The following is a 19,126-nucleotide window of genomic DNA, read 5'->3' on the forward strand; positions in this document are numbered from 1 at the left end:
TGAGTATAGTACCGAATATAAATTCTGAAGATCTAGTTAAAACAATTATTTTAGCTTCTGTTGGAGCGATTGTAAGTTTTATGATTTCGTTACTGCTTAAAAGTTTGCAAAAGAAGCACAAAAAATAAGTTTAACTCTAGTTGTGGTGACCGTTGAGTTAAACAAAATGAAAGCCAAGTCTCACTAGACATGGCTTTTTTTATATCTTTACATATGTAAAGTTTTACTAAATTCAATACATTTAGTACCATCGTTAGTGTTAGAAATTTCTTTGTCTAGTTTATTACAATAGAATGGAAAAATTTGATTGTAACGTAAATTTTTCTGGCTGTTTATACATGCATGACAATTTCTTATGTTAGTTCCTTTTCTTGAATATTTTTTAATTAGTTTTATGTAGCTATCTGTCAACGAAAGAGTTTTAATAATGTCAACTTCATGGACTATGCTATTTTCATTTTCCATTTCTAAAGCAATTTCAGACATCTTTAATTTTCGAATAAGAGCCTCTCCATCTTTGTAAATAGAAAATATTTGAAATAGTTTATTACAATCAGATTTTTGTACATAATTATCTTCTTTATTTTGAAAAATAAAATTATGAAAATCAGCATTTGTTTGATCAAATTGAATCTCTTCTTGCAATAAAAAATTTAAATCACTTTCTGAATTTATATCAAATTCCATTATTCTAACACCACTTTTTAATTTATTAAGCTCGGATCTATGAGTAACGGCAAATTCAATAAAAATGACATCTCCAAATTTACTAGATGCGAGCTTAATATCAGGGATAAAATTTTCATCATATTTTTCAATACTAATTATATCAAAACGTTTAGTTAAATCATAAAGATTTAATTCAGGTTTCAATTCGCACTCAATATTTATATCTCTGCATGATATACACATTCTTTTTGTAGGGTATTTTAAAAAAAAAGGTTTTTTTAATTGCAAACATTCATTATACTTATCAAAAAACATTTTTTTTGATAAAGCATGTAAATAAGTTTCAAAATTACAGTCTGTTTCATTTTTATGAGAAAAATGATGGGCTTTTTTCTCTCCCTTTTTGGGAACTAAATTTTCACTACAATTTATACAAAAATATTTTTCTGAACTTTTTTTGATTACATCCTTTATATCAATCAACTTTCCTTGTTCATTTATTCCATATATATTTTTCATCATGTTTAAGAATAACTCCAACTAAATTAAAAAATATCATGAAATTAATATGTTTTTCAATTTATTTGTTACAATACCTATATAAAATTATTTTTCTGATGTCATTAATTAGATTTAAATTTTCGTTGAAACGTTTTTCGCTTTGTTCTAAAAGCTTTAAAGTTTGCACGTTTTTAAGGTGTTCTTCGTGGTCTTTTATCTCTTGGTTAACTTTTGTTGTAAATTCTTTTCTAACGTCGTTTAAACGCAAAAAAGGGATTACCGAACCACAAAGAAACTGATGCCAGAATTTAGTTTTCCAAAGTGCATAAGCTGTCAAATTGATATTATCAAAATCTTCTTTATTCTCGAAAATGATAACAAAACTATTTCTGAATGGCTCACTGGAAGGCTTTCCACTGTTCAATCCTTTGTTTAAAATGAATAGGTGCGGATTTTTATAAATCGTTCCTTTAGTGTACGTTTTAATAACAAATTTTAACATAACATCGGCTTTTAAAAATGGGTTAGATTTTCATTTTCCGCAGTTTTTCATTTGAAATGCAGGTGTGCCTCGCTATGCTCCGCCCATAAATTTTTTTTCGCCAAATTTTATTTTAAATTGGAAGCAAAGAATATTCATTTCAAAAGAAAAAAAAGAAAGCCGTTCGTCTAGTGGAGGGTTTCAAAAAAGCAGGTTTTTCGGATAAAATACTACCCTTATGAGTCATTAGTAATTAGTGCATTGTGATTAGTCAAATTGAAAATGCGTGGGTGGAGATTTTATCCGAAACCTGAAAGGCTGGAACTTGCTTTTTTGAATACCTGGAACTTATCTTTGCTTCCTTTTTTTTATTTAATTTTTTTTGATTCCAATTTTATATAAAATGTAAGTTTTAAATAAAAAAAAAGTATTACTGAATTATCAATAATACTTAACGTTAATTAGTATTTCTAACGAAATATAAATCATGTTTTTTTAATCAATCATTCTAAATTTTGGATTATTAATTGTGCAATTGAAAATGGATAAAAATCTACATTATCCGGGAGATTTAAAACTTGTGTATCTTTTAAATCATCAATTTCATTTTTCAATAGTTTATAATCATTTTTTGTTAGTTTTATCAAGTGCGACTTTTTAACAACTATCCCATTTGACAAACGGTTTTTATATTCTGCAAGGTTCTTGTTTAGATCAAGTGTAAGTTCATCTGGTTTTAAAAAAAACTTTTTTATAACATCTATATATTCAAGTAAATTAAATTTTCTATTATTATCATATTTGCTTCCATAAAAATAGTTTAACCATTTTTTGAATGTTCTTTGGTTTTGAAAACCTAATTCTTCTCTAGTTTCTTTTATCGTGAATGTAATTTTTTTATTAAATTCTAAAATTAATTGCTCCTTAATTAGCTTTTTATTGAAACCATATTTTTCATTCATTAAATAAGAATAGTCTTCAAAGATCTCATAAACCAATTTCCAAGCTGCAGGATTGTTTTGTACATCACTTAATAATTGATTTTCCAAATTTTCTCTATCTACTACTGATGAAAACGATTGGAAACTCTGGAGATATTTTATTGCCATTTCAAACTGTTCAACTGGAATGTCAGATTGAATTTTTCTTTCTTTCTTTTCAATAAATTCTTCTTCAGATTTACATTCTAAACGTAATTGATTAAAAACTTTTTCAGCCTCTTCAAGAGAACCATATTTTCTACTATAAAAGTTATTAAAAGTAATTACAGCAAAATTATTTAAATCAAAAATTTTATTGTTTTCTACGAGTTTAATTATATCTATCACTGTTATATTTTGTTTAAAAACACAATAGCAATGTTTGTTCCACATTGCTATTAAATCTAAAAATTAAAACTATTCACGAGAATGCCAATATTCATCGTTATTCGGATTTAACTGATTAGAGTGATTGTCTAGATCTGCCTGTGTTTGAGAATTGTTTTTCATAAAATAAAATTTAAAATTAAAAAAAGTTTTCATACCATTAATGGTATTTGAATTTATATGACAAAAATATAACGGTGTATTATAGAAAAAACTAAATTTTGCACGATAACTGACTTTATTTAAAAATTATTAAACTTTTTCCTTTTTATGAGTAATTATTTGGTATAGAATGGTGGAGTTGTTTAAAGGGTATTAAATTGTAAAACAGGATAAATGACCGTAGGCAAAACAAAAAGGATGATTTATCCTGTTTTACAATTTAATACTCTTTATTGGATTTGATTTTTGATGATGCCTTTAAGACAGATGGCAGTAGCAGTGTTCAGGTAGCATAAAATATTCTTCTGGAAAAGGGAAGCATCTTCAAAAAACAATTATTACTAACGTAGTGCGACGGTGCAGTAGCGCGGGCAAAGGTGTGTTTTTTTATTTGCTTAATTTTTTGCTGTGATTGCTTTTATGGTAGCTGGTGCCTTGTTGCAGTGTTCAGTGTTCAATATGCAGTGATATTTTTTTTATTTGTATGGCATGAGCTACCGTGAAAGCAATTTACTACTTTGTTTGTGGCAAATGAAAAACACACTTTTGCTGGGTATTTTGATTTTTGTGAATGCTAACTTTTGAGGGATTAGTAATTAGGGATTAGGGACTAGAGGGTTGATAGGTTTTGGAAAGCATTTACAAAAAAGAATGTAAGTACTTACCTATTTTAACACAAAGTAGCTAAAGACCGGTAGCACTTAAGTTCATGATTAAACAAAAGTAGCGAGGGTTTCTACTAGAAAAGAAACGTGTTTAGGGTAGTGGTGAAGGACGGTTTTTTTTGTAGCAGGGTGATGCGATGGGAGCTACAAAAAATGTTGTCCTGGAGCCACTGCCTCGTGCTAGGGTGAGGGGATGTTTAACATAATGTCATCTTATAGTGCTTGACAAACCCGAATACAATACTGTAGCTGTTATGCACTATAAGACTGCATTATGTTAAACAGCTTGGGAAAAAAAAGGTACTGGCATGAGTTGCGAAGCGTACGTGTTTTTGTTTTGTGCGGTGGACATGCTCTTTGACTGATGGCTTATTAGATTTTCATTTTTAAACTAAACGTTCTAGCCAACAGGCAAAGTGCTTGATTTGTTGTGGGACAAAAACCATGACAGTACTTTTTTTAGGAGCGGTGGGAAGGGGTGGCAACAAATATTTCATCTTTTATTTAAACTAAAGCTGTCATAGTAATAACCAAATATTCAATACCAATCATCAATAACCCTGATGGTAATGACACCTTGTATAATGGACAGCAGGATAATGGTTTACTAGTTATTCCTAAATGATTCGTTCAAAAAGATTATTCATTCATTTTACTATACACTTTTTTCATCATCATTTCTTTTACTAAGTCGCCAAATGATTTATCTTCTAATATTTTTTCAAATATTTCTTGATTTTGATCCATTCTTTCGATTAGTTTTGAAACAAATGATTCTTCAAATGCATATTTAAAGGTATCCATTTTATTCACTTTAGCTTGTACTTGTAATGTTTCATCTTGCATTAATTCGGCTTCTATTTGGTCGAAAAATAATTTGTCTGCTTCTTCAAATTCAGTACCAAATCTATCGTTTAGTATTGTTATTATTTCAGAGAGTAATGCTTCCTCTTCTTTGGCTCTTTTTAAACCTGCTTCTGTGATACCACTTAATTCTCCTGTTTCTCCTTTTACTAAATCTATTGCTCCTTCTTTTATCTTCTGAAGTCTATAGTATTCTAAAGCTATTTCATCTCCTAGTTCTATATTTTCATTAAGGTCTTTCTTTGGTAAACGTATTTGCAATAATTTAGCATAGGCATAAAATTTTTCAAACTCTTGGTCTATAAATGGCATGATTTGCGAGAGAAATGCATATAAATTTGTCCAAGAACGAATGCCTTTTTTAAATTCGTCTTTTTTTTCTTCTTCGTTAATTTCTTTGAATCTTTCTACTGCTGGATCTGTAAAGCTATATAAGTACTTTTGTTCTCTTGCGTTATTTAACTTTGTTGTAGGGTTAAAATAGACATTTGCAAAAAGTTCAATTTCTTGTTCCCAATATATTTTGAATTGATCTAATCTATTTTTTAAATCATATAAATGGTTGATATCTGTTTCTTCTGTTACTGTTGTAACTTCGTAGTAGGGTTGAAATGAATCTAATATTGTTTGCCTGTCATTTACAAAATCTAATACAAATGTATCTTCTTTACCCGGACAAGTTCTATTTAGTCTGGATAGTGTTTGTACTGCTTTGACTCCTGATAATTTTTTATCTACATACATGGTGTGTAGTAGTGGTTGGTCAAAACCTGTTTGGTATTTGTCTGCCACAATTAGTATTTTGTATTCGTCTTGGTCGAAGACATCAGGTAGTTGTTTTTCACCGTATCCAGTAAGTTCCGGTTCTGATACTCCAGTTGGATAGTTATTGTCTGTCACTTTTCCGGAAAATGCAACTAGAACTTTAATTTCGTTTTCATACCCTTTTTCTTTTATATAATTATCAAATTCTTCAAAATATCTTTTAGCATGTAAACGTGAACCGCAAACTACCATTGCTTTTGCCTTTCCTCCAATCCTTTTTGATACTATTTGACGAAAATGTTCTATAATGATTTCTGTTTTTTGTGCTAAGTTATAGGGATGTAGTGATACATATTTGCCGATGGCTTGTGCTGCTTTTTTACGATTTAGTTTTGGGTCATCTTCAATTGCTTTTGTAAGCTTGAAGTATAATTCGTAGGTAGTATAGTTTTTTAGCACATCTAAAATAAAACCTTCTTCAATTGCTTGTCTCATGGCATAAAGATGGAACGGTTGTGGTTTGCCTTCTTCATCTTTATCACCAAAAACTTGGAGTGTCTTATATTTTGGAGTGGCTGTAAATGCAAAGAAAGAGATATTGGTTTGTTTTCCTCTAGCTTCTGCTGATTTTTCAATTTCTTCCCTGATTAAATCTTCTGTTGTAAAGTCGTCTTGCTCATCTTGTTCGGATTCTTCTAATGACTTTAGTGCTAAGACTTCTTTTAATTTTTTACTTGCCTCACCACCTTGTGAACTGTGTGCTTCATCGATTATTACTGCATATTTTCTATCGGGTAATTCTTTTACTTTATCTATTATAAAAGGGAATTTTTGTAATGTTGTAATAATAATATTAGTACCATATCCTATGGCACTTGCTAATTGTGAGCTGTCTTTATCTATTTTTTGTACTACGCCGTTTTTATGTTCAAATTGATAGATTGTATTTTGAAGTTGCTGGTCTAATACTTTTCTGTCTGTAACGACAATAACACTATCAAATATTCGCTCATCTGAAGTATTATGTAAGCTAGATAATCTGTAAGCTAACCATGCTATTGAATTACTTTTACCTGAACCGGCTGAATGTTGGATTAAGTAATTTTTACCCGCTCCGTTATGCCTTGCATCTGCACCTATTTTCCTAACCGCATCTAATTGATGAAATCTAGGAAATATTAGTTTTTCTTTTTTGAAGACTCTTCCTTCAATTTCTATTTCTTCAGTTTGAAGATGCACAAAACTTTGAATTATTTCTAGCCAACTGTCTCGGGTTAAAATATTTTCCCATAAGTATGCTGTTTTATAATTGCCTTCTTCATTTGTTGGGTTTCCTTTTCCTTTGTTGCATCCTTTATTGAACGGTAGCCAAAAAGTTTTTATACCATCTAATTTAGTGGTCATGAATACCTCATCTTGATCAACCGCAAAATGTACGAGCGTTCTTTTCTTAAATGCAAATAATAGTTCTCTATTATCTCTAGTGGTGCTGTATTGTTTTAAAGCATTGGTTACATTTTGACCTGTAAATTGATTTTTGAGTTCTAATGTAGCCACTGGAATACCATTTAATGCTATTACTAAATCAACTGAATTTGTATTTTGCTTGCTGAAATATACTTGACGATGAATTTTTAATTCATTTTTTTCATACAATGCTAAAGCATCTGGGTTTAAGCCTGAAGCTGGTTTAAAATATGCCATTTGAAAGCGTACACCATAATCTGTAAAACCATTACGCAAGACATCTAGTGCACCTCTTAAATCTAATTCTTTATACAAGCGTTGCAATACTCTATTTTCAACTTCTTTTTCATGAATTGCTGTTAGTTTTTCCCATTTTTTAGGTTGAGAGTTTATCAAGAAATGGAGAATGTCTTTTCTAAAGTAGCCTAATTCTGAACTATAATCTGATGGATTGCCTAAAGTATAGCCTCCTTGTTCTAGTAAAGATTCTACTATAGCTGTTTCGAATGTATTTTCTGTGGTGATGCTCATGTTCTAAAGTAAAGATGTAACTAGTAGTGCTACAATTATTGCGGCTCCAAAACTTAATAGTGTGCCTATAAGTATGTATTCTGTTAATTTTCTTTCTGAGGATTCTTTTAAATCTCCAAATCTGAATACAGATTTTGTAGCTAATAAAAAGCCTACTGCTTCCCAGTGTTTTGTTATTATGAATATGAAAATCAATATACGCTCTAAGATTCCAATATACTTTCCTGCGTTTTTAAGTTCTAAGTTTTTTTCATTTGTAAGTGATTCTGTCCACGGTTTTATTAGTGTATTTATAGTAATGGACATTGGTACAGTTAAGAATAAAACTGCTGTTGTAATAAGTATGAAAGTATCTGATATTATCCAAGCTAGTACTTCTGTTTCTTTGTTTAGCCAATAGATTCCCAAAAATGCTATAATTGCAATGTGTGCAATCTGGTCTACTATAAACCAAAGGGTTTTGGTTTGTTCCTTTTGAAAATGTAATTTAATAAAGTCTATTATTAGGTGACTTATCATTATACAAAGTATAAGCTTCGTATATTTAGTATTTGCTAGAAGGAGTGTTGTAATTATACCATGTATTAGAATATGCACATATAATTGCCATGCTTTTAGTTTTTTGTCTTCTTTTGCTTTTACCCATTTTTCTGGCTGTAGTATAAAGTCTCCTATAATATGTGCTAAAATTAGTTTTACTATTAGTATCATTTGCTTAGTTCTTTTACTTTGATTCTATACATTTTTTCAAGTTCTAGTATTTCTTCTACATTTGCTCTTTTATACCTGTCACTTACTGAATTTTGTTCAATTCCTATAATTTCTCCTATTTCAAACTGTTTTTTTTCAGGATTTTCTAAAATAGTACTCCATAATTGAGCTGAATTAATAGACCAGGAGTCCATTTGAATATTTGCTAATTTAAAATACAAATTCATTTCGTCATCAAACTTTGGATTAGTTGATTTTATGGCTAAAGTTGTTTTTTCTTTTTTCAGCGTTTCAAATTTTTCTCCTGAATTTATAAAAGCACTACCGTTACTCTCTGAAATACGTGTAGCTTCGTATTCTTTCTCTCCTAAACCTATTGCCATTCTAACATCTATCGTTGCAATTCTTTTTTTTCCTTTTGAACTATCTGTACTTTTTATTAATGCTTTAATTTGTAGCGCCATTAAAAAAGCATCTTCTGCTTTTTCAATTTCCACTTGAAAATAATCGCCTCTGTATATTTCCCAATTTTTTGGAGTTTGACCCCATTGACTCAAAAGGTTCTTTAATGGATTTATCCAAACTTCTTGATTTGTAAGTTTTCTAGAATTTATAATATCTGCTGTAATAATTGCTATCATAATTCAAATATCGTTAAAAAAAGCGATAAATCAAAAAATCGTTTAAAAAGACGATAAATCAAAAAATCGTGCAATAGGAAATTATGCTAAATCCTCATTGTCTTCAGTTACCACTTGATTATTTATAAATTGTTTGTAAGCCACTTCTTTGAAAACCAATTTTAGCAAATGCTTTTGTTTTTCAGAAATTGTTTCTGACAAATATCCATTTGGATAACAATCTGTAACTAATTCATAATCTGAACCATAAATATCTTCATTGATCAAAGCTATTCTTTCTGGTAAATCAGATTCTAATAACTCTAAAGTATCTGGATTAAAATACCTCACTAACGGTTTATTGACCTCATTATATTCTCTTCCTTGAAAACAAGGCTTTCCTTTACTGGATTCCCAGTAAATGCCAAAAAACTCAGTTCTGTTAGATTTGTATATTTTGGCAATTTGTAAACTACCATCTACTTCTCTTATTTCTTTGTCTAACGATATGTCTCGCAATACTTTTAAAGGTTCCATGTCCAATTTGGCATCTTGTTTGTCTTCTTCATAGAGTAGTTTTCTAAAGCGGTCTTTGGCTTCTTTTTCAACATCTATAGTAGCATCACCAAGAAAGGTATAGAACTTTGTTTTATTATCGTCGTTGGTTACTTCATCAAAAATAAAGCCTTCCACTTCAGAGGAATAAAAAAGATTCCATACTCTAAAAGCACCGTTTTGTCCTTTTTGCCAATCCCAACCACCGAATAAGAATTTTGCACCTGAACGCAATTCATGAATGTCTTCTCCTGGAATTTCTGAAATAATGGTTTTAACCAATTTGGTAAACATTTCTGCCAAAAAATCTAGTACCTCTTCGATTGAAGCTGAAGGAGATTCTAAATATTTATCTAGATGAATAGACGAAATAAAGTTTAATATAAGTGGATACGCTCTTATTGTACTACCTGCAAAACATAATAAACAATCTTTTCGAGGTAATTCAAAAAGTTTGATACCATGTTTCCACTTTTCTCCACCAGTTAAACAACTATCTGTAGCGAAAATTAATTCTTCAGTGTTGTTTGCTTGTCGTATCCATGCTGTACAAAGAGTCATAATTTAATGTTTTAAAGTGTATTGTATTCCTTCTAAATCAAATTCTAGTTCACCAGTGCTTTCATCAAATGTCATGTAAATGTATGCACTCCAAACAGGGCGATAATATCTATTTGCTTTAAATACATCCGAATAAAATATAAAACTTTCATTATTTACCATATCTCTGCATTCAATTTCAAATGAACCTTTAAAATTTTGTCGCAACACATTTACCTCTAGTTCTAAATTAAAATGATGTTTTGTAGGATTTAATTTAGCAAATTGTAAAAATGATTGAACTGCTCTAAATGATGCTGTCAGCTGGTCTCTGTTTAATAAATCACCCATACTTATTCTATTACCTTTACTTTTCCTGTTACTACATCACTAATTAAAGCGGAACGGTATTCGGTTAATAAATCGATTAATTTTTTTGTTTTCATTAACCTAAATTCCATTTGATTAGCATGCAATTCAATATAATTAATTATTGACTCTTGCTCTGAAATTTCAGGTAATGGTACTTGAAAGTTTTTTAAAACTTCAAAATTTAAACCTTCACGACCACTTCCTGTTTGTTCCTTTCTAATTTGCTCCTGACCTATGTTAGAATATAAAATATAATACAAATATTTGGTCAATACTTTATTATTAGGACGCAAAATACTAACGTGTTGGTTTACATTTGCTTCACCTAAAGTTTCATCAACATAAAAACATCTTCCTATCGAAGCACCAGTAATATTTAGTAATACATCCCCAGAATGCACTTTACTATTTTTCATAGAATTATGTATGTCTTCATTAATGTATGCTACATCATCTAACCTTAATCCATCAAAATGGATATTTTGACTACGTAATAGAGGAATTCCAGTTAACTCATAAACACTCGCTCCTCCAGAAGGTGTAACACCACTACCTACTTTTGAAACGATATGTTTAATCTTTTTTACGTTCCAATTTTCAGGTATTTCTCCAATAAATTCGATATTAGAATTTTTAAGATTTTGACTTGATGTTATTCCTTTAGTAATTACTTGATTAATTAATGCTGTTTTTTCTTCTTTGATAAGTTTATATAATTGTTTTTTATCTTCGATGAGTTGGTCTATCTCTTGTGTTTTTTTATTAAGATAGTTTGCTATTAAGGTTTGTTCGTGTGGTGGTGGAATAATTAAGTCAGCATTTTTTATTAATTCTTGATTTAAAATTTTTGCACCGTAAATATTTTCATTTGCATTTTTAATAATTTGCTGTGGTAATGCATAATAAAAAAACTCCAAATTATCTTCGTTATCTGGGTCAATAGAAAAAATTGCTTCATTTGTATAACAATCAATTTCTGTAAATGCTACTTTACCAACCGATAGTTTAAAACTATATAATAAAGACCCTTTAGGAACAATTGTAGGGTTTAAATCCTCAATAGCTTTATCTGTAATTTTATTGGATGAATCTGAAATATATTTACCATCTAAATCACCAATATTTATCCAAACATTATTACCATCATTGTAATATTCACTTTTACCAGAAGGTGGAGTAAAACCTGTTCTAAAAGAAAAATTATATTTGACTTTTGAAATTTTCCAATGTTCCGGAATATCACCTATCCATTCTATATTAGTTGGCTTGTATTTTTCGTATTTTTTCATTCTATATTTTATATGATAGTAATATCTTCAGGATAGATAGTAAACATATCTTTAAAGTTTTCTCGAATCCATTTTGTTGTTTCTTCTTTTGTATATTTTGGTGTTAACCATTCATAATCATATGTAAAATCGCCCTCTTGTTTAATCCATTTATGAATCATGTCATAAGATGTATTGTATGTATAAAATGCATTAAATGATTTTTCAATATTTTCTGATGGAAATTCGTCAAAATGCATTGGATGAATTTCTTTATCTATATCGTCTATGTAAAGTGCTCTATGCTTATCAAAAAGTTCTACTACTTTTTCTAATTCTATTTCTGAACAGCATTCGCTAGTCATACTCTTACCAATCCAGCAAAAGACATTTGGATATTTTAATTTGTCTTGTTGCATTTTTAAATACTTAGAAAAAAACAAACGAATTGGTAAATTATTTGAATTAAAATCCATTTTTTTTTCTTCTTCCATTAATTCTTTAATACTGGATTCTGTTTCAATCCATTTATTTACCGCTTCTATGCCAAAATAAGGAGACAGACAAAAAATAAGGTCACATAATTTTTCACTATTTTTTATGTATTCTTCTGCGGAATAATCTTGAATACAATTTTCCCATGCTGTTTTATCTTTACTTATTGCTTGGCAAAGCATAATAAAACGTATTCCTGGATCATTTGAATAGATAAAACTTTCAAAATGAAATATGTCATGCGGAAAACCTTCAGTAGGGTTTATTGCAATATCACAAACTAATAAAAACAATCCAATTGTAGCATTATTAAAATCTGCTGGAACATTTATTTTTGTAATTTTCAAAAACAAGTCAAATGCTTCAACATATATCCCATTAAGCATTCCACTTTTTTTAAAGTCGTCGTATTTTAATGTGTTTTCAGATGCTATAGTTAAATATTGTAATTGATTGAATCTTGCTTGACCTTCGTAGATGGCTTTTATGCCTAGTGGTGCTATCCCTATTGCTGAATCAATGTAAAAACCATCCACTTTATTTTGTTCTAACTTCTTAAATTCTTCGAGCCATTTTGTTACATTGGGTAAAAATTGATACTCTTTATCTAAACAATGTGCAAGGGTATGAACGGATGTTGTCCATAAGATTCTATAACAATGTCCTACTGAAAGGAAAAACCTTCTATCTTTTACTATTTTATGAATGTTTTTATTGTCATAAGCAAACCACTTTGCATAGAGTAGATCGTGATAATTATTTAAAATACGATTTACTTCATAGTTATCTAATTTCTTATGGGTCTTAAAATAATGATTGTCATACTTAATTATTGGTTTATACCTTTCATTTCTTTCTATAAGTGTTTTCAAATCTCCGTGTACAGCGTGAGAAAGTGCTGGGTAACTTAAACTTAAAATAAAACCAAAATTTGACCCTACATGTTGCCACCAATGGATGTTTTCATGCAGAAATGTTGAAAAAGCCTGAATTTTATTTGGTGATAAATCATCTTCTTTTAATGCCACATGAATATCTTCTCGTAATCTAATTACGAATTGCATTGGATTATAAGTACCTCGAGCATTGGTTGAGTTGAAATTTTCTTCGTCAAATGCATCAGTAAAAAGTAAATTAGAATTTAATTCCATCATTTTTTCCAGATTAATTCTGCCACAGCATAAAGATTTTCAGCTCTTTTATCTATCTCTAATTCTTGCCAATTTTCAATTGCTAAATAGTCTGTAGTTTGTTTTAAAGTAGAGTAGTCTTTTAATTTTGCTCTTTTATTACTCCAACTAGAATCTCTTAATGAGCTGTTTAGTTTTCCTTGTATAAGCGTTAGATTTCCTAATGTAAGTAACTTACCACTGCGTATTTCTTTGGTTATTCCATCTGGTAATGTTTTCCAGTTTTTGTTCCAATTTTTAGGCATCATGTGTTCTACACTAAAACCGCTAAAGTTTAATTTTCGGTTGTCAACATAGGCATGATTTAAATCATGTAATGCAATACAGTATAAAACTTCGCGGCTGTATTTATTGATCAAGTATTTACCAAAAAATGCTTCTTTGAATTCGACATCATCAGGAAACTTATTAGTTACTTCAGCATAACTGTTTAGTTTTTCTAACAAGTTTTTAGCTGTTATGTTTTCCATATCATTTACCTCACTTAATATGGAAATAAATAAATTGTTGTAGTTTTTGGTAGTCAATTTACAAATGGTTCTTCTAGCAATGTAAGATTCTAAAACTCTCAAAATTTTGATTCTCTCTTCAAGGTTTGAAACTTCTTTATAAATTAAAAGTATTAATGGGAATATAGTATTTACATCAAATTCTCGTATTAAGTGGAAGAATCTTTTTTCGTGTTGGTCAAAGCTAATTTCTGCCAAGTTTTCGCCATCAGGCATTTCTTCATATACTTTTGCGTATTCATTAATGTCTTTCGCAAAAGCAATTTTATCTTCGACAGATAAATCTTTTAAATGATTTTTAAACTCTTTAAACAAAGTGTCTAGTTTTACATTTGCTTCTTTTTTTATTACTAAATAACTATATAGAAATAATTCAACAGTAGTTCTTCTAATTCTACCCGATGTTTTTTCTCTATTCCAGAAATCAATTGCATCTTCGTCAGCTTCAAAAACAGATTGCCAATAAGGCTCGTAATATTCCCTGAGTTCAACTGCTGAAAATAAATAATTTTTAAGTAATTCTGCTGTTGTAAGCTTTACACCTAGTGAATTAATTGTATCAAAAATTTGCTGTACATCATCATCAGCATTTAATGCCATGTGAATAACTGGTAATTTTTCAATAACAATATTTATATACTTCCTTACATCATCAATGTTGCATTCGTTTTCAATTTTATGACGATAATAAATATATCCTCCTACAATTCTACTTTCATTTTCAAGTCTCTTTTCTACTTCATCTATTCGTAAATTTTTATATTCTTCCCATAGTTCTTGATTATTGTCTTTATTTTGAATAATAGTTTGAAAATGTTCTCTATCTACCTTGCTATGTTGGATTCTAATTTTTTCGTTACCGTACGAATCTTCAAAAGTTAAAAACTTATTTATCCATGTTTTAGCGCTTATTTCTGGTGTAGCATCATGAAATGCTTTTAGCAAAAGATTTATCGTTGTCATTCGCTGTTGACCATCAATAAGCTCGTATTCAGTGGCTCCAACTTGAGAAGTTAATAGTTGTTTTATAATAATTGTTCCTATAAAATGTTCGCTTTTAGGATTATTATTTATTACTAATTCTTCATATTCTTCTAAAATATTTTCCCATAATTCTGACCAGTTTTCCACTTTCCAAACATAACTTCTTTGAAAAAAAGGGATTATATATTGACTAGAGCCATTTAAGAATGATAATAATTTTTCTTTGCTTGCACTTAACATGTTCTTTCCTTTAGTTTAATATTGTTTTTTCTGCTTCCACTGTTTTTTCTTCCAAAGCTAAAATATCTGCTTTAATATCAGACAATGGTCTCAATGGTTTGAATTCGTAGAAATACTTAGTAAAGTTAATTTCATAACCTGTTTTTGTTTTGCTATGGTCTATCCATGCGTTTGAGACATGTGGTTTAACTTCAGCTTCAAAATAGTCTTCAATTCTTTGTGGTTGTAATTTACCTGTACTGTCTTTTTTTAAGAAAGCGACATTCTCATAATCACGTAATGCAGAAGATGGTTTTATTGTGATTTCTTTATTGTTTTCGATGGTTAGTTTGTTTTCTTCTTGTGTCCATTTTCCTTCTTCGAGATGCATGTTATACAATTGTATAAAATCTTCTTTTGCTTTGTTGAGGTCTTCTGTTGACGCATTGTTTAAGAACTCTACAAATGCCTGTTTATCATGTGCTACTTTTGTCATTACATCTAACCAGTCAGGCTGTTCGATAGTAATTCTTGCATAGCCAAAAAACTCATTAGGATATATTTTACTGAATTCGTTTTCTTCAAAGTTTCCGTATAATTGCGTAATGAATCCAATACCTTTTGTTGTTCCATTTTCAGGAATTTCTTTTCTTTTATTCCCTAAACTACGGTCTTTTTTATTCCAGAATCTATTTATATCTAATTTTCCTTCTTTAACTAATTCTTCATCCTTAACACCTGTAGCGTTAATTAATTGGATTTTTCCTTTTCTAGCTTCACTTTTGTGATTTGTCACTATCCAAATGTATGTTGAAATACCTGTGTTATAGAATAATTGATCCGGTAATGCTACAACAGCTTCCAACCAATCGTTTTCAATTATCCAACGACGAATATTGCTTTCACCGCTTTCAGCAGCACCTGTGAATAATGGAGAACCATTAAAAACTACAGCAATGCGAGTTCCATCAGGTTTCATTTTAGACATCATATGTTGTAAAAACAATAGTGAACCATCATTGATACGTGGTAAACCTGCTCCAAAACGACCCGACATCCCTTTTTTTTCTGCTTCGGCTGTGATTATTTTTTGAGCTTTTTTCCAGTCTACACCAAAAGGAGGGTTGGAAAGCATATAGTCGAATTTTTCATCTTCTAAACCATCGACAGTAAATGTATTTCCAAATTTTATATTAGAGGGGTTTTGTCCTTTGATTAGCATATCTGATTTACAGATAGCATAGGATTCTGGATTGATTTCTTGACCAAAAACTTTTAATTCTGCTTTTGGATTTAGTTCGTTGATGTAGGTTTCTCCAATAGAAAGCATTCCACCAGTTCCACAAGCAGGATCGTATAATGTTTTTACAATCCCTTCTTGTGTAAGTATTGTACGGTCTTCATTGAAAAGAAGATTTACCATTAGTTTAATTACCTCACGAGGTGTAAAATGTTCTCCAGCTGTTTCATTAGATTGTTCTGCAAACTTTCTAATTAATTCTTCAAAAACGTACCCCATTTCCATAGATTCCATATCTGACAAATCTATTTCTTGGAATTTTTTTACCACTCGATATAGAATGTCGGCTTTGGGATCGTCCATTCTATCAATTTGGTCATCGAAGTTAAAGTATTCAATTATTTCTCTAGCACTTGTAGAAAATCCGTTTATGAAATTTCTTAAATTAACAGCAACATTATTAGAGTCTGCTACCAATTTATCGAAGTTGAATTGACTTTTATTATGGAAATTAAATCCCGCTATTTTATTTAAAGCTACATCCTTAGCACTTTCTTTTAGTTTTTCTATTTTGGGTAAATAGTCGAGTACTTTATCTTTTGTAGGAGCTAGAACGCAATCTAATCTTCTTAGTACTGTTAGTGGCAATATTACTTTTCCGTAATCTGATTGTTTGTAGTCACCTCTTAATAAGTCTGCTACTTTCCAGATGAGGTCTGCTTTTTCTTTGAAATTATTCATTGTAAATTTTTTGAAGAAGATTATATGAGAGTTATTTTCTCTTTTTCTAATCTTTTCAAAAGTAAAGTTTACCTGTAAATATTCCTAATGATTTTTTTGACTAAAATGTGCAATTTTTTATTCGGTTTTAATTTGCTTTTTTAACACTTGTTATAGTTTTTATGTATCAAAAGTTAAACTTTTAGTTGTTTGATTTTTGAATAGGTTAAATAATTAAATTTGGTTTAGTAAAGATGTAAAAAAATCTATACTAATGACAATTAGTGTTTTATGAGGAATAATCACTGTCTAATGTCTACTCTTTTTGATTCTTAATTTCGCTCGTTTTTTAATTTTTAATGATTGCTTTATATGCTGTTAACTCGAAGTTCGTGTCTATTCTTAATGCTATTTTTGATAGTAGGATTGAAAAATTTTTCACAAGAATCTAAATTATTTGAAAAATCTACTATTTGGATTAAATCAGATAAAAATCAAAAAGAGAATGCTCTTTTTAATGAAAATCCAACAGTTAAAAAGATTGAGAATTTGGATGATTTAAAAAACAAATTGAGTGGAAAATCTACTTTATTTATAGCTTTTAACACTAATCCAAAATTAGAAACAAAAATTTTGACGTTAGACTATGGAACCAACAAAATTGATATCTCTAATAAGGGAATTTTTAAAAAATTAATTTTGGAGCATAGATTTAAGGATAGCCCTGCAAAAATTATTAGCTATACTTTTAATAATCCTAATCTCTCGATAAAAGCAAAAAATAAATTAATAATTGATTTACTTACAAATCAAAATATCGAGGAAAATCAATTGCTGGAAGTGATTTATTTTCCAGAGGTTTTGAGTGACATAAATATAAGAAAGATAGAAACTTACTTATCTATTAAATATGGAATTTCTTTAGATAAAGAGAAAGACTACATTAGTTTTAAAACAGATACTATTTGGAATGCTAATAGAAATAAAGGTTTTTCTAAAAGAGTTACAGGAATAACTGATACTTATACTATTGATTTTCGTCAGTTAAAATCTGGAAATTCTGAAAAAGATGGCATTTATGTAGCGTTTGATACTTTAAAAATTAAAAAAGAAATTTTACACAATCACTCTAATTATCTCTTATGGGGTGATAATGATAAAGCAACTCTTTTTAAAAGTAATTCTACAGAGAGTGAATTAGAAACATTTGAAAGAAGTTGGAAGTTGCAGTATTCAAAATTTGATTATCAACTTGATTCACTTTTCTATACTTTTTCTATTAATAAAAAAGAATTAAAAATAGAATCTAGTGAAAAAAGCAATAAAAAATTATGGTTAGTGTTTTCTGAAACTGAAGAAGGATTAATAAATATTCACCAAGCTAAATTAATTCCTTTAAAAAAGGAAGATTCTACTTTTGTCACTTTTAAAAATATTTACTTATCAAAGGAAAATTATTTTAGTATAGTTAAACTTCCTGAAATTTTTATCCAATATGAAGTTGTTAAGAATTGTGATATAAACGAATATGTGTATAATTTTACTTTAAATGGAGGTGTTTCCGCTTATAGTATTGAAATTTTAGATAGCCAAAAGCGTTTAATTGAAAAGAAATCTTTGGATGATACTAAATTTTCAAAAACATTTAACAGATCGGGTAATTTTTACATAGTTGTCTCTGATAAAATAGGTAATAGTAGCATTCAAGAAATCATTATAGAAGAGATTCCTAATACTGAGATTTTATTGCCAACAGAGATTTTACTTTCTGAAAATGGCAATCAAAATATAACTCCTGTAATTATTAAAGATGCTAAATCTGATTATAAATTTGAATGGATATTTAATAATGAAGTAATTTCAAATCAGAAAGACATTACTGTTGAACAAACTGGGGACTATATTTTTAAAGTAACTAATAAAGATTGCTCAAAACAATATACTGTAAAAGTAATTGACAAAAATACTAGTAGTGCTAACTCAGAAATTGTTTTAAAGCCTAACCCTATCAAAGCTGGTGAAAAGTTTAGTCTTGTATTTACTTATCCAAAGAGTCAAAATATTGAGATAATTATTCATGATAATAGTGGAAAAATTGTTTTTCAAAAGCAGTTTAAAGAAATTATACATTATGAATTTACTCATTCGTTTCCTGTTTCAGGAGTTTATTTAATATCTGTTCTTAATCAAGAGAAAAAACAAGTTTTCAAACTAATTGTTTTATAATTATC

The 19,126-nt window shown here is 29.2% G+C and carries 13 protein-coding genes; 1 reads left to right on the plus strand and 12 read right to left on the minus strand.

The features are described 5' to 3' along the window. Positions 1-207: 207 nt before the first annotated feature. From FHG05_RS11960 to FHG05_RS12015, 12 genes are all read right to left on the minus strand, one after another. Entirely contained in the window at positions 208-1,191 is a 984-nt protein-coding gene (locus tag FHG05_RS11960; protein WP_140998264.1) for a competence protein CoiA family protein, read from the minus strand. 58 nt (positions 1,192-1,249) lie between these two features. Then, positions 1,250-1,672 (minus strand): DUF6943 family protein, encoded by a 423-nt coding sequence (locus FHG05_RS11965; RefSeq protein WP_140998265.1) that lies wholly within the window; start codon positions 1,670-1,672, stop codon positions 1,250-1,252. Between the two features lie 482 nt (positions 1,673-2,154). Beyond that, positions 2,155-2,979, minus strand: coding sequence for a hypothetical protein (locus tag FHG05_RS11970; RefSeq protein ID WP_140998266.1), 825 nt, complete (start codon positions 2,977-2,979; stop codon positions 2,155-2,157). Positions 2,980-4,484: 1,505 nt separating this feature from the next. Beyond that, complete coding sequence (locus tag FHG05_RS11975; RefSeq protein WP_140998267.1) at positions 4,485-7,472, minus strand: type I restriction endonuclease subunit R; 2,988 nt, start codon at positions 7,470-7,472, stop codon at positions 4,485-4,487. 3 nt (positions 7,473-7,475) lie between these two features. Beyond that, on the minus strand, positions 7,476-8,183 hold the full coding sequence (locus tag FHG05_RS11980) for a DUF3307 domain-containing protein (RefSeq protein WP_140998268.1): 708 nt from the start codon (positions 8,181-8,183) through the stop codon (positions 7,476-7,478). Beyond that, on the minus strand, positions 8,180-8,824 hold the full coding sequence (locus tag FHG05_RS11985) for a hypothetical protein (RefSeq protein WP_140998269.1): 645 nt from the start codon (positions 8,822-8,824) through the stop codon (positions 8,180-8,182). Before FHG05_RS11985 ends, FHG05_RS11980 begins: the two co-directional genes overlap by 4 nt. Before the next feature lie 81 nt (positions 8,825-8,905). Further along, complete coding sequence (locus FHG05_RS11990) at positions 8,906-9,919, minus strand: hypothetical protein (RefSeq protein ID WP_140998270.1); 1,014 nt, start codon at positions 9,917-9,919, stop codon at positions 8,906-8,908. Positions 9,920-9,922: 3 nt separating this feature from the next. After that, positions 9,923-10,249: a hypothetical protein gene (locus FHG05_RS11995; protein WP_140998271.1), complete on the minus strand. Its 327-nt coding sequence runs from the start codon at positions 10,247-10,249 to the stop codon at positions 9,923-9,925. A 2-nt stretch (positions 10,250-10,251) separates the two neighbouring features. Then, positions 10,252-11,559: a restriction endonuclease subunit S gene (locus FHG05_RS12000; RefSeq protein WP_140998272.1), complete on the minus strand. Its 1,308-nt coding sequence runs from the start codon at positions 11,557-11,559 to the stop codon at positions 10,252-10,254. An 8-nt stretch (positions 11,560-11,567) separates the two neighbouring features. After that, complete coding sequence (locus FHG05_RS12005; RefSeq protein ID WP_140998273.1) at positions 11,568-13,187, minus strand: hypothetical protein; 1,620 nt, start codon at positions 13,185-13,187, stop codon at positions 11,568-11,570. Further along, on the minus strand, positions 13,184-14,956 hold the full coding sequence (locus FHG05_RS12010) for a DUF262 domain-containing protein (protein ID WP_140998274.1): 1,773 nt from the start codon (positions 14,954-14,956) through the stop codon (positions 13,184-13,186). Before FHG05_RS12010 ends, FHG05_RS12005 begins: the two co-directional genes overlap by 4 nt. A 10-nt stretch (positions 14,957-14,966) precedes the next feature. Continuing rightward, positions 14,967-16,916, minus strand: a complete 1,950-nt coding sequence (locus FHG05_RS12015) for a type I restriction-modification system subunit M (protein WP_140998275.1) — start codon at positions 16,914-16,916, stop codon at positions 14,967-14,969. Between the two features lie 405 nt (positions 16,917-17,321). Here FHG05_RS12015 and FHG05_RS12020 point away from each other — a divergent pair, with 405 nt between their 5' ends. After that, positions 17,322-19,121: a T9SS type A sorting domain-containing protein gene (locus FHG05_RS12020; RefSeq protein WP_181369174.1), complete on the plus strand. Its 1,800-nt coding sequence runs from the start codon at positions 17,322-17,324 to the stop codon at positions 19,119-19,121. Positions 19,122-19,126 lie beyond the last annotated feature (5 nt).

Origin of the sequence: Flavobacterium profundi, from assembly GCF_006491645.1 — a bacterium.
In the GTDB taxonomy this organism is placed as follows: domain Bacteria; phylum Bacteroidota; class Bacteroidia; order Flavobacteriales; family Flavobacteriaceae; genus Flavobacterium; species Flavobacterium profundi.